The organism is Pedobacter sp. KH_004 (assembly GCF_057840755.1).
On record NZ_CM174519.1, the window covers coordinates 140,805 to 153,391 of the forward strand.

Here is a 12,587-nt window from a genome sequence, read left to right on the forward strand (position 1 = left end):
GCTGCCAATTTCTGTAGATAAATGAGTGAAGAATCAGATCAAAACCTAAATCCAAACGAAGAGCATAAACATACCATTACACCAATTAACGGTCTGTACGAAAATTGGTTCCTCGATTACGCATCTTATGTAATTTTGGACAGGGCAGTTCCTCATATTCATGATGGATTAAAGCCTGTTCAGCGTCGTATTATGCACTCGCTTAAGGAAATGGACGATGGACGTTTCAACAAAGCAGCGAATGTAATTGGTAACACGATGAAATATCACCCTCACGGCGATGCTTCTATCGGCGATGCGATGGTGCAGATTGGGCAGAAAGATTTGCTAATTGACATGCAGGGTAACTGGGGTGACCCCATTACTGGCGATAGTGCTGCGGCACCGAGATATATTGAAGCCCGGTTATCTAAGTTCGCTAATGAAGTTGTTTTCAATCCTGATACTACGGAGTGGCAGTTAAGTTATGATGGACGTAACAACGAACCGATTACTTTACCGGTGAAATTTCCATTGTTATTGGCACAAGGGGCAGAAGGTATTGCGGTTGGTTTGGCTACCAAGGTAATGCCCCATAATTTTATCGAATTGTTAGATGCCTCCATTGATGCGCTGAAAGGCGTTCGGCCTAATATTTTGCCCGACTTTTTTACGGGTGGAATGGCCGATTTTTCAAACTATAATGAAGGTCAGCGGGGGGGGAAAATCCGTGTTCGTGCTAAAATTACAGAAAAGGATAAAAAGACACTGGTTATAACGGAAGTTCCCTATAGTACCACTACCAGTTCCATCATTGATAGTATTTTGGCCGCCAATGATAAGGGCAAAATAAAAATTAAGAAAATTGAGGACAGTACAGCGGCTCATGTAGAAATTATTGTGCATTTAGCACCCGGTATTTCGCCGGATGTGACCATCGATGCACTTTATGCTTTTACCGCTTGTGAAGTTTCCATTTCCCCAAATACATGTATTATTCAAGGTGACAAACCACACTTTATGAGTGTGAATGATATCTTAATTGAAAATACAAAGCATACAAAAAGTTTATTGAAAAAAGAATTGGAGATTCGCCTGCACGAGTTACAGGAGAAAATTTTCTTCAGTTCGCTTTTAAAAATATTTATTCAGGAAGGAATGTATAAAAATCCTGAATATGAAAATTCTGCCAACTTTGATACGGTAGTTGAGGTTTTACACTTGCTTTTTGATCCATTTAAGCCATCGCTCTATCGCGAAATATTACCTGAGGATTTCAAGAAACTGATCGATAAACCAATGAGTAGCATCACCCGGTTTGATGTGAAAAAGGCCGATGAGCAAATGAAAAACCTGGAGGATGAAATCAAAGTGGTTAAAAATCACTTGAAACATCTAACCGAATATGCCATCGCCTGGTTTCAAAAACTAAAAGATAAGTATAGCAAAGGCAGAGAACGAAAAACCGAGATCCGTTTATTTGATAGGGTAGAGGCATCAAAAGTGGCTTTGGCAAATGTTAAGTTGTATATGAACCGCGAAGACGGTTTCATTGGAACCGGTTTGCGTAAAGATGAATTTATTGCCGATTGCTCTGATATTGATGAAGTAATTGTTTTCCGTGAGGATGGAAAATGCATGATTACCAAGGTTGCCGATAAAACTTTTGTTGGCAAGGGAATTATTCATGCACAGGTTTTTAAGAAAAACGACGAGCGGACAATTTACAATATGATTTATAAAGATGGTTCTTCAGGAACCGCTTACATCAAACGTTTCGCAGTTGTCGGGGTTACCCGTGATAAGGAATATGATTTAACTAAGGGTTCGAAAGGTTCGAAGGTTTTATATTTCACAGCTAATCCAAATGGTGAGGCAGAAGTGGTTAACGTTGCCTTAAAGCCGCATTCAAAGTTACGTAAACTACAATTTGATCAAGATTTTGCAGAAGTTGCTATCAAAGGTCGTGGTTCGCAAGGAAATATCATTTCTAAATATCCGGTCAAGAAAATCATTCTGAAAAGCAAAGGGGTATCTACTTTATCGGGATTAAAAATTTGGTATGATGATTTACTGAAGCGTTTAAATGTTGATGGACGAGGGAAGTATCTAGGCGAATTTGATGGCGATGACAGAATTTTACAGGTTCATAAAGATGGATATTACGAGCTAAGCTCTTTTGAACTCAGTAATCACTTTGATGATGGACTAATTCTGATTGAGAGGTTTGATGCCGAAAAGATATTTGCTGCTGTTCATTTTGAAGGAAAAGCACAAAATTATTTCATCAAACGCTTCAATTTTGAATTACAGACGAATGGTAAAAAGGTAGTTTTTATTAGCGAAGAACCAAAATCGAATTTATTATTTCTCACGTCAAATCCTGCCGCTAAAGTAGTGGTTGATGTACTGAAAGGCAAGACACAAATTCCGGAAACACTTGACTTAACATTGGCCGAACTGATTGATGTAAAAGGTTTGAAAGCCAATGGAAATCGTCTATCACCTCACGATGTTCGAAAGGTAATTTTAGAAGATCCTGAAATTGAAGCGGAAGAAGCTAATGAAAATGAGGGTAGTGGAGAAGATAAAACTTCGGTTGAAGAGGATACTGTGGAGATAAAAGAAGGTAACGAGGAAGCGGCTCCAGAAAACGTAGTGCCTAATAAAGCTGACCAGTCTACACAGGAAAAGTCAAAGCCTAAATTTGAACGTAAGCCTGATGTGATGGCTGAAAAGACAAGCGTGACGGAAAATCCACAGGCTGAAGAAGCAGTCGATGAAGCCCAAGCTGTTGAAAAACCAGTTAAGGATCCTAAAGCAGATGCGGTTAAAAATCAGCCAGCTACAGAATCGGAGAAACCAAAAGAAGAAAAGCCTGTTAAGAAAGTTGATTTCGAAATCACCAATCCAGATGATATAGAAATTGATGAAAAAGGACAGTTGGGATTATTTTAAAAGCTTGATGAAATATGAGAGTTTTTTTATTTTTATTATTTATTTCTTTTTCAACTGTTGTATTTGCTCAAGATAGAGTCGCGGAAAAAATAATTCAAAAGTTTCTGATAGATTTTAATTCAGCGATGTACGATGATATTTACGGGACCTTTTCTAGTGGATTCAAATTGAAAATGACAAAAGAAGAAACCACTAAATATCTAAGTAGAATTCATGATATGATTGATGGTTTCAAGTCCGCAGAGTTTAAATTTATGCAGGATAGAAATTTTTACTATCTTTTTTCTTGTAAAGATAAAAATATCAATGCTGATTTCCTTTGTAGTATAAATCTTGATGGTAAATTCGACTACCTAACGTTTAAAAGAATTGGCGGATCAGGTAATCCTCCGATAGTTGGCAAGCTAAAACAATAATATCTTTCAATTACTTATCTTCTAAATATAAAAACTATATTTGCGCTACTCAAAGGGGTGCTTTTTGTTTTGCAATTTCTTTTGCAATCAAAAGGCTGAGATTACACCCATTTTAAGTGAAAAGTCAACAGTGAAAAGTGTGAGGAACTTTCAACTTTGAACACTAAACTTTCAACTTAAATGCACCTGATTCGGATAATGCCGACGGAGGGAAGAGGTTAAATTTATCTTACTGTTTCGCCCTGAAAGCAGTTTTCAATTATTTTTTATTAGTCGGAAGACATAAAATTATTGTTAATGAATTTTCAAGAGTGGTTCAGGCTTTTTCAGGAGCAAATTTTACATACCTCGTTAATCGAATGGCTTGCCGTAGGCTTTGGCGTTTCAGAAGTGTTGCTGGCCAAGAAAAACAACATTTGGCTTTATCCTACAGGTATTGTTTCTATCTTATTATCCATGTATCTACTTTTAAATGTAAAGCTATATGCAGAAATGTGCCTTAGTATTTACTATTTAATCATGAGCGTTTACGGTTGGATCATCTGGAAGAAACGCAAAGTTGAAGGGGCAAACCAAGTGGCCTGGAGCACTAACAATCAATTGCTCATAGCAGTTATGATTTCGGTAGTTGGCTTTTTTATTTTCTATTTCGTACTGCGAAACCATACCGACTCAGATGTGCCACTTCTCGATGCATTTGTATCAAGCACAGCCTGGGCAGGAATGTGGCTTTTGGCCAAACGTAAAATTGAAAACTGGATCTTTCTAAATGTGTCCAACCTTGTAGCTGTTCCGCTTCTGTTTCATAAAAAGTTGCCTTTAATGGCTTGCTTAACTATTTTCTTGTTTGTAGTTGCCATTTTCGGTTTTATCGATTGGAAGAAGATTATAGGTAAAAGAAGCCTTCGAACCATTTAACATATCAACCCCATATTGAATCGGAATTCCATGGAAAATACATCAACACAAACCTGGCAGGGAAAGGTACAGGCATTTGCGGCACCATCTGAAGAAATGGGCAAGCTGCACCCGGAGATTTTAGAACTTGCCTATCAGGAAAATTGGTTTAAACTTTTTGTACCCAAGATTTATGGTGGTGCCGGTAAAAAGCTTCCCGAAATATTAAGGTTAGAGGAAGAACTTGCTGAAGCCGATGGAAGCTTAGGCTGGACCATCACTTTGTGTGCCGGAGCAGCCTGGTTCGCGGGTTTTTTAAATCCTAAACTGGCTTCGGAAATATTTGCAGACCGAGAAGTTTGTTTTGCTGGAAGCGGTGCAGTTGGTGGTACTGCGGTTAAAACAAATAATGGTTACCTGATAAACGGCCACTGGAAATATGCAAGCGGTGCTTTGCATGCTACTATATTTACCGCCAATTGTGTACTAAAAAATCCAGATGAAAGCGATGTTCTGGATGAGAAGGGAAATCCGGTTATTAAATCATTTATTCTTAAGCGGGATGAAGTAGAAATTTTAGCAGGGTGGTCTTACTTTGGGTTAATTGCTACTGGAAGCCATGCCTTTGAGCTAAAAGATTTGGTAGTACCAACCAATAGAACTTTTACCATTAATAGTAATATCGAAGTGGCTGATGAAGGTTTTGACTATCCTTTTCTGCAGCTTGCAGAAACTACTTTGGCTGTAAATAGCTTAGGTATGGCAAAACATTTTATTGCACTTGTAGAAGAAGCTTTTAAATCGCGGTCGGGGTTGAAGAGATACAATGAACAACAGATTTTGTTCTTCCAGTCAGAGTTGCGAAAATGTAAAGAAGAGATTGCAGATTTACGCAGCCGATTCTATAATGCCTTCGATCAATCCTGGGACCAATTGATTACATCAGGAAAAATTGAAGAAAATTTACTTTCAGAAGTGAGTTTGATAAGCAGGAAACTCGCTCATGCTTGCCGACGAGCGAGTGATACCTTATTTCCATATTGCGGATTAGAAGCTGCAAAGAAAGAAAGCGTAATTAATAGGGTTTGGCGAGATATCCATACAGCTAGCCAACATGCCTTATTAACTTTTATAGATTAGCAATTGATTACAATGTTCTTGCTTTAATTTTTTTCAGCTCTAGTTCAAAGTTAGTAGTTGAGATCTGCTCCTTCTTGGCTTTCTCGATAGCTATTTCTTGCGTTTTAATTGCTTCTTCAAAGTAACCAATTCGATATAGAATATGAGCTAACGTATCGTAATATCCCGAAATTGGATTTAATTCTATTGAACGCCGACTCCAGAGCATGGCCTTCGTTAAATAATTGATATTTTTAGTTCCAATTTCGTAAAACTTCCAGGCTGCATTGTTTAGTTCATTTGCGTAGTTATTACCTGAAGAACTTATAGATACGATAGATGATGTCACCGTTTTAATGCCGGGAAGTTTCATTAGACTATCCATTTTCTCTTTTGAAACCATCTTCTTTGCGCCCAATTGAAGCGATTGATTTTTTGAATTAACTGTATGGTTTCGCTGTTCAATTTTTTTAATGCTATCTGCACCGATATTCATATAATGATTGTCGTAGAAATATGCCGCCGTTCGCAGGTATGAAGCAGTATCTTTTACTGTACTGTAATACCAGAGCATTTGGTTATTATACGACTTATCGGCTCCACGGTAATCTCTAGACCAAGTTGACCGGGCAAAATTTGCACCTGCCATCGCTTTGTTCAGATTCTTATCTTTCGCCGCCGCAATCATCGTATTTGATATTATTGCATTGTTGAAGGCTACCCTTTTATATTGTGGTTCTGTTTTGTATACGCTATCTATAAGCTTTCGGTTTGTATAGGCAAGCCTGTATGCGGTGCCATCTGCATAGGGTCCGGCCTCTAGAATATAAACAACATTATCATAATTGTTAAAATCACTGATTTTCAAATTACCAACATATTGCTCTATTAAGTCTGCATTGTTCGTAATGCCGATTTTCTTGCGGGCATCAATTAACTTCTTTAATGTTACAGCGTCTCCCTTCTGTTGAGCATCTTTCTCCAGGTCTGAAATTGACTTTTCTTTAAAAGCAGCTTTTGCCCTTTCAACCATTGAAAAATATCTGTTTTTGTCTGTAGAGCTTGCAGATTCACTAAAAAATATTTCTCTGTTCGATCGAAGAAAGATATACGCAGGAAATTGTTTAATATTGCCCGAACGCATGATAGACCGCACGCTGGTATCTGCCATCGTAGTGTTAAATACTACAAAGTTTTCTTCAATTTTTGATATCACCTCTTTGTCATCTAAAGCAGATGTGAAATCTACTTTGGCATTCTCAGGGCGTTTTTTCAAATGCTCAATAGTAGGAGTATTAATAATCAGGAATACCGGCTTTCCGCTTTTTGCAGCTATTGAGAACGCTGCGGTCAATGATTCGGCAGATTTAAGTTTTTGCGAAAAGCTGGCCAATGAAGAAATTAGAAATGCAGTAATAATTAAGATGGATTTCATGAAGAGCGCAATTGGATGATTGAAAAAACAAAAGCCCGCAACATTTGGCTGCGGGTTTAAAATATTATTGATACTGGATATATATCGGTTTTGGTGTGAGTTTTAGCAACTCCTCTGGTGTCATCAATCTGTTAGGTGCTTTCTTCAAATCATTTTTATAGAATAATTTGAAACCTGTAAACTGAACGGGTTCGCTTTGAATAAAATGTCTGTATGTACCTTTTTTCAATTCTGGTTCGCCCCAACCATCCATGTGCATTACAACCTGTACCTCTGGGCGTAATTTAATGTTTTTGGAGTTGGTTACCATTTTTTTGGTAAAACGGTGTAATACAAAAACCTTTGGAGGCAAGTTGTATTTCTTAACCAAATCTGCTAAGTAACCTGTTACATAATTGATGTCAGCTGCATCATAAGTACCTATCTTTTTACCTGGAAGTGATCCATCTTTCATGGAGAATTCAGGGTCGATACCTAAGTGTACATAGGGTAGTTGTAAATATTTTTCGATGTGAGGTAATTCTGCCTTAATGGTACTTAATGCCACCTGAAGATCTAAAAATACGATCGTATTGGGTTGCATCTTTGAAATTTTCAAAACCGAATCAATCTGTTTATTACCCATGCGGTTGATGTATTTTCCATCTTTACCTGGGGTACCGCTTGCTACTGCTGCGATGTAATGTAAACCTGGCTGAACTGGAGTAGTTGGATCTGCTTTCTCCCATTTTTTAACTTCGGTATTTAAGCGTTGCCACATCTCTTTAGGAGCATATTCGCCTAAAGCACCCATTTTTTTTGAGTGCAGATTACCATAATAAACCACAATACGTTTAAATGGCAATATTGCTCCAGCTAGTGGTGTAGGTTGGTTTTTAACCGGCCATCTGCCTGTGGTATCACCGTTAGCCAATTTTTTATCTAAAGAGTCATATAGTTTTCTATCAACAGGTTTCATCATATTTACTGTTGAATCTGTTTTCTTTTTAGAAGTGTCGGCACTTGAGCCATTGCCGCCGCCATTTTTGCCATCTGCTGTACAGTTAGCAAATAAGGTTACTGTAGCAAGCCCGAGCATTAAAGTACCTGCTAATTGAGGAAGTTTCATAGATATTTATTATAGTATTAAAGTGTAGACAGTTTTTCCGAATCTGTTTTGCATGAAAGTAGGATGGAAAACCGGTAGTTTAAAATAAAGTAATTAACATTTACACATTGCAGAATTTGCCAAATACACCTAAGGGTAATTTAACGCCTGCTGTAGCTTGTAAATATAATTCTCCGGTTTCTAAATTCTTAACGCCAGGGAATGAGGTGCGAATTAAATTTTCTACAATAACGGAAGAAAATCCTAAAGAGTAAGTATTCAAAATTAAAAAATGTTCTTTTTCATCCAAAAGCTGAACAACGTCTTGCATCATTTCTTGAATATGATCTTCCAATTTCCATTTTTCGCCATTTGGTCCATGACCGTAAGCTGGTGGATCGAGGATAATCCCGTTGTATTTTTTTCCTCTTTTGAATTCTTTTTTAACGAATTTTAAAGCATCCTCCACCATCCAGCGGGTGTTTTTTAATCCAGAAAGTTCTTGGTTTTCATTGGCCCAGGTAACTACTTGTTTAATCGAATCAACGTGAGTGGTTTCTGCACCGGCCGCGTTTGCAATAAGTGAAGCTGCACCTGTATAAGCGAAAAGGTTTAATACCTTAGGCTGCGGTGTTTTAAATTTTTTGATGGATGATGAGATAAAATCCCAGTTTACAGCCTGCTCTGGGAAAACACCAACGTGTTTAAATGAAGTTAAGCCTAAACGTAGTTTAATGGCAACTTCGTTATTTTTATATTCGACATGCCAACGGTCTGGAATCGATTGGGTTTTCTTAACCCATTCTCCTGACGTTGCCGAGCGACCTCTAAAAGTAATGTTAGCTGTTTTTTTCCACTCTTGCTCTGATAACGTTTTTTTCCAAACTGCCTGCGGTTCAGGGCGAATTAATATTGCAGTACCAAAACGTTCTAATTTTTCAAAATCCCCGCAATCAATCAGTTCATAATCTTTCCAATGGGTGGGGGCTAATAATTGTATCATGTATTAAAATAACTTTAAATTTGGATAATTTCTGATGTATTGATCATCAGTTATCAATGTTAAATTATCTGCAATAGCTTGCGAAATAATCATTCTATCAAAAGGATCTTTGTGAACGAATGGTAATGATAAATATACTTCGAAGTTTATTTTACTTAGTTGAAGTATCTTTATACCAAAATTGTCTAGTAAAATGTAAATGGATTTTAGATCATCTTTGAGCCTAAGTTTTCCAATGTTCATCTTAATTGTAATTTCCCAAATACTCACAATGCTGATAAACTTTTCTGTCTGTTTATCATTTAGAATTTCAATGATCTCTTCACTTATTGAGGATTCTCCATTTATAAAGAATAAGAATATATGAGTATCAAGCAAGAAACGCATTACATGTAATCTTTAAATTCATCCAACGGTTTGTTAAAATCATCAGATATATAAAGAATAGTTCCCTTCGCTGCTCCATATAAACTTTTTGGTTCTTCAACCACATTATTATTTTCTTCAGATGCTTTGAAGAAATTTTTAGCGTGCTTAGCTTTCAAAAAATCAATAAAATCTTCTACCTCATTTACCATGCCTTCTGGTAAGGTTTCTAATTTTTTAATGATATTTTGTGTAGCCGTAGTCATAGCCAAATATAAGGATTTTCTTAAAACTTGTCTTTTGCAGCTTTCATGAAGCGACTTGCAAATACAAAATCATTAAGTTCTTTAATTTCTGTATGGGCAATTTCCTTGTTGCTGCCTTCCCAAAATTTCTTTCCTTCGTGTAAAAATAAGATGTAATCACCAATCCCCATCACCGAGTTCATATCGTGAGTAACCACGATCGTTGTTGTTTTAAATTCCTCAGTTAGCTCTTGAATTAATTCATCAATTACGATAGATGTTTTCGGATCTAAACCCGAGTTTGGCTCATCACAGAATAAGTATTTCGGGTTCATCGAAATTGCCCGGGCAATACCCACACGCTTTTTCATACCACCAGAAAGCTCGGCAGGAAAAAGTTTGTTTTTGCCTGCCAGGTTTACGCGTTCCAAACAGAAGTTTACACGCTCTATCTTTTCTTTGCGAGTTTGATGAGTAAACATGTTTAAAGGAAACATGATGTTATCCTCCACCGTCATACTATCAAATAAAGCCGATCCCTGGAAAAGCATGCCGATTTCTTTACGAACTTCAATACGTTGCTCGTAAGTCATTGGCGTAAAATCACGCCCATCGTATAAAACAGAACCCGAATCTGGCTGGTGCAAGCCAACCATACATTTCAAGAGCGTTGTTTTTCCAGATCCAGAGCCTCCAATAATTAAATTAGTTACTCCTTCTTCAAATTTTCCTGAAATGCCTTTTAAAACGTCGTTCCCAGAGAATGATTTGTATATATCTTTAACTTCAATCATTACAATAACAGTTGAGTAACCAAATAATCGCAAACAAGAATAGAAATACAGCTAATAACAACCGCTCTTGTACTTGCCTGTGAAACTTCTAAAGCACCACCACGAACATAGAAACCTTCATAAGCTGGTACCGAGGTAATGATGAAACCAAAAACAAAAGCCTTAACTAATGCCACAACGATAGTGTAAGGATTAAAATCTGTTGTAATCCCTTGGATATATTCGGCTGGGGTTACTGCTCCGGAAATTGATCCACCAATGTAACCACCAGAAATACTTAAAAACATAGAAATGATAACCAACATGGGCACCATTGTTATTCCAGAGATAATTTTTGGAAGAATGAGGTAACCAGGTGCATTAATTCCCATAATTTCCAGTGCATCAATTTGTTCAGTAACACGCATCGAACCAATTTCTGATGAGATAGCCGAGCCTATTTTACCTGCTAAAACAATAGCGCTAATGGTTGGGCTCAGCTCTAAAATACTCGAATCTCGGTTTACCGATCCAATAATGGTTTTTGGAATAAAATCACTTACCAACTGGAAAGCAATTTGTAAAGTCATTACAGCGCCAATAAATGTAGAAATGATGGCAATTAAACCCAAAGAACCCACACCAACATAATCCATTTGTTTAGCGATTTCTTTGAGATATATTTTCAGTTTTTCCGGCTTTCTGAATACAGACTTGAGTAGCAGGATGTATCTGCCGAAATTGGTAAAATTCATTCCGTATGTATTGCTTAATTTAAATGATCATTTTATATTACTACAAAGAAACGATAAAAAAGTTGGAGCGCTTTGATAATTGCGAAAATATTCGTGGTTTAGAATATAAATATGGTTTTTTGTCAACAAAAATTAATTAATAACTATGAAAGCGGTAATAACAGGAGCAACAAAAGGAATTGGTAGAGCAATTGCAATTAAACTCTGGAACGAAGGTTATCATTTGGCGCTGGTAGCTCGAGGTTTGGAAGAACTTAAAGAATTGCGTGATGAATTGTTTATCACTGGAAGAACAGTTTTAATATACGCGGTAGACTGCGCAGATAAAGATGCAGTTTGTCAATTTTTAAATAATGTAGAAAACGATTTTGGTTTCGCAGATGTATTGATTAATAATGTTGGTGCTTTTTTACCTGGAAGTATGTTGGATGAAGCCGATGAAGCTTTCGAAAAACAACAAGCCCTTAATGTGAATGCGGCTTATTATATGAGTAAATTTTTTGGAAAAAAAATGCGTACAGCTCAACGTGGGCATATATTCAATATTTGTTCGATAGCAAGTAAAGCCCCTGTAGAAAATGGTGGAAGTTATAGTGTAACAAAAGCAGCGATGTTAAGTCTTAACAATGTATTGCGGCAAGAGTTAGCTCCTCACAATGTTAAAGTAACTGCTTTTTTGCCGGGTTCAACAAAAACCTCATCCTGGGAGGGGACGACTATTCCGGATGAAAAATTTGTACAGCCCGAAGATATTGCAGAAACTTTATTTACCATTTTGAATTTAAGTAAAGGGGTAAATGTTGATGAGGTTTTGATTACTCCGCTGAATTTTTAAACACACACACAAAATGAACAGCGTTATGGAAAAGAAGCTTTTTAGAAACGAACACGATAAGATGATTGCCGGTGTAGCTTCTGGACTTGCAGATTACATGCAGGTAGAGGTTACCATAGTGAGGCTATTATTTGTGCTATCAACCATTTTTATGGCTGGAGCCGGCTTAATTGCTTATATCGTGATGTGGATTATCGTGCCGGTTAACAATGACCCATCGCTAAAATTCACAAAATTTAATGATTATTTTAATAAAAATAATCCAAATACACCGCCATTTGGAAATGCAAATCCTTTTGGAGGAACTACCAATACTGGAAATACAAACTGGTCTCAACCGATAAACGAAACGGAGAAAAAACCATTTGAAACGCAGCCAGACTTTGGTAAAATGAGCAAGCCGAATGATGCTGGAAGAACCGTGGCTGGTTTACTCCTTTTGGTAATTGGTTGCATATTTTTGATGCGGGAGCTTGACTTTATTCCCGAATGGTTTACCATTCGCAACCTCTTCAAGTTTATGTGGCCGCTTATTTTTATCGCTTTAGGAATTGGCATTATTGCGAAATCAAAAAGAAAAAATGAGTGGGCAACATTTCAAAATCAACAAGCTCAGGAGGAAGAAAAAAAGGCTGCCGATTTTACTGAAACTACAGTGGTAGAAGAGGAACCCAAAAACGACAACAATTCTACATCAACTACTCACCCTCAAGCATAAG

13 protein-coding genes are annotated in these 12,587 nt (G+C 37.1%); 6 read left to right on the forward strand and 7 right to left on the reverse strand.

Annotation, left to right across the window (positions count from 1 at the left end; all coding sequences use genetic code 11):
- Nucleotides 1-21 precede the first annotated feature (21 nt).
- The 4 genes from AC3ITD_RS00620 to AC3ITD_RS00635 all read left to right on the forward strand — a co-directional run bounded on the left by AC3ITD_RS00620 (nt 22) and on the right by AC3ITD_RS00635 (nt 5,390).
- A complete protein-coding gene (locus tag AC3ITD_RS00620) occupies nt 22-2,937 on the forward strand; it encodes a DNA gyrase/topoisomerase IV subunit A (protein WP_489363181.1) in 2,916 nt (971 codons plus the stop codon).
- Nucleotides 2,938-2,951: 14 nt separating this feature from the next.
- On the forward strand, nt 2,952-3,353 hold the full coding sequence (locus AC3ITD_RS00625; RefSeq protein ID WP_489363183.1) for a hypothetical protein: 402 nt from the start codon (nt 2,952-2,954) through the stop codon (nt 3,351-3,353).
- Between the two features lie 297 nt (nt 3,354-3,650).
- Nucleotides 3,651-4,271 (forward strand): nicotinamide riboside transporter PnuC, encoded by a 621-nt coding sequence (gene pnuC / locus AC3ITD_RS00630; protein WP_265798096.1) that lies wholly within the window; start codon nt 3,651-3,653, stop codon nt 4,269-4,271.
- 30 nt (nt 4,272-4,301) lie between these two features.
- The gene (locus tag AC3ITD_RS00635; protein WP_489363186.1) at nt 4,302-5,390 is read left to right on the forward strand and encodes an acyl-CoA dehydrogenase family protein; all 1,089 of its coding nucleotides are present in this window, start codon (nt 4,302-4,304) and stop codon (nt 5,388-5,390) included.
- 7 nt (nt 5,391-5,397) lie between these two features.
- On the opposite strand, the gene AC3ITD_RS00640 is transcribed toward AC3ITD_RS00635, so the two are convergent.
- From AC3ITD_RS00640 to AC3ITD_RS00670, 7 genes are all read right to left on the reverse strand, one after another.
- Complete coding sequence (locus AC3ITD_RS00640; RefSeq protein WP_489363188.1) at nt 5,398-6,804, reverse strand: hypothetical protein; 1,407 nt, start codon at nt 6,802-6,804, stop codon at nt 5,398-5,400.
- A gap of 64 nt (nt 6,805-6,868) precedes the next feature.
- Nucleotides 6,869-7,912, reverse strand: a complete 1,044-nt coding sequence (locus AC3ITD_RS00645; RefSeq protein WP_265798099.1) for a hypothetical protein — start codon at nt 7,910-7,912, stop codon at nt 6,869-6,871.
- Between the two features lie 100 nt (nt 7,913-8,012).
- On the reverse strand, nt 8,013-8,894 hold the full coding sequence (locus AC3ITD_RS00650; protein WP_265798100.1) for an RsmD family RNA methyltransferase: 882 nt from the start codon (nt 8,892-8,894) through the stop codon (nt 8,013-8,015).
- 3 nt (nt 8,895-8,897) lie between these two features.
- Nucleotides 8,898-9,281, reverse strand: coding sequence for a type II toxin-antitoxin system VapC family toxin (locus tag AC3ITD_RS00655; RefSeq protein ID WP_416338743.1), 384 nt, complete (start codon nt 9,279-9,281; stop codon nt 8,898-8,900).
- The gene (vapB, locus tag AC3ITD_RS00660) at nt 9,281-9,526 is read right to left on the reverse strand and encodes a type II toxin-antitoxin system VapB family antitoxin (RefSeq protein ID WP_265798101.1); all 246 of its coding nucleotides are present in this window, start codon (nt 9,524-9,526) and stop codon (nt 9,281-9,283) included. The genes AC3ITD_RS00655 and vapB overlap by 1 nt, the downstream gene beginning before the upstream one ends.
- 20 nt (nt 9,527-9,546) lie before the next feature.
- Nucleotides 9,547-10,299, reverse strand: coding sequence for an ABC transporter ATP-binding protein (locus AC3ITD_RS00665; RefSeq protein ID WP_489363191.1), 753 nt, complete (start codon nt 10,297-10,299; stop codon nt 9,547-9,549).
- Nucleotides 10,299-11,033, reverse strand: coding sequence for an MlaE family ABC transporter permease (locus AC3ITD_RS00670; RefSeq protein WP_132403625.1), 735 nt, complete (start codon nt 11,031-11,033; stop codon nt 10,299-10,301). Before AC3ITD_RS00670 ends, AC3ITD_RS00665 begins: the two co-directional genes overlap by 1 nt.
- Before the next feature lie 145 nt (nt 11,034-11,178).
- On the opposite strand from AC3ITD_RS00670, the gene AC3ITD_RS00675 reads away from it, so the two are divergent.
- On the forward strand, nt 11,179-11,868 hold the full coding sequence (locus AC3ITD_RS00675; RefSeq protein ID WP_489363194.1) for an SDR family oxidoreductase: 690 nt from the start codon (nt 11,179-11,181) through the stop codon (nt 11,866-11,868).
- Between the two features lie 25 nt (nt 11,869-11,893).
- Nucleotides 11,894-12,586 carry a PspC domain-containing protein gene (locus AC3ITD_RS00680; protein WP_265798104.1) on the forward strand — a complete coding sequence of 231 codons (693 nt, stop codon included), beginning with the start codon at nt 11,894-11,896 and terminating at the stop codon, nt 12,584-12,586.
- The last annotated feature ends 1 nt before the right edge of the window (nt 12,587 follow it).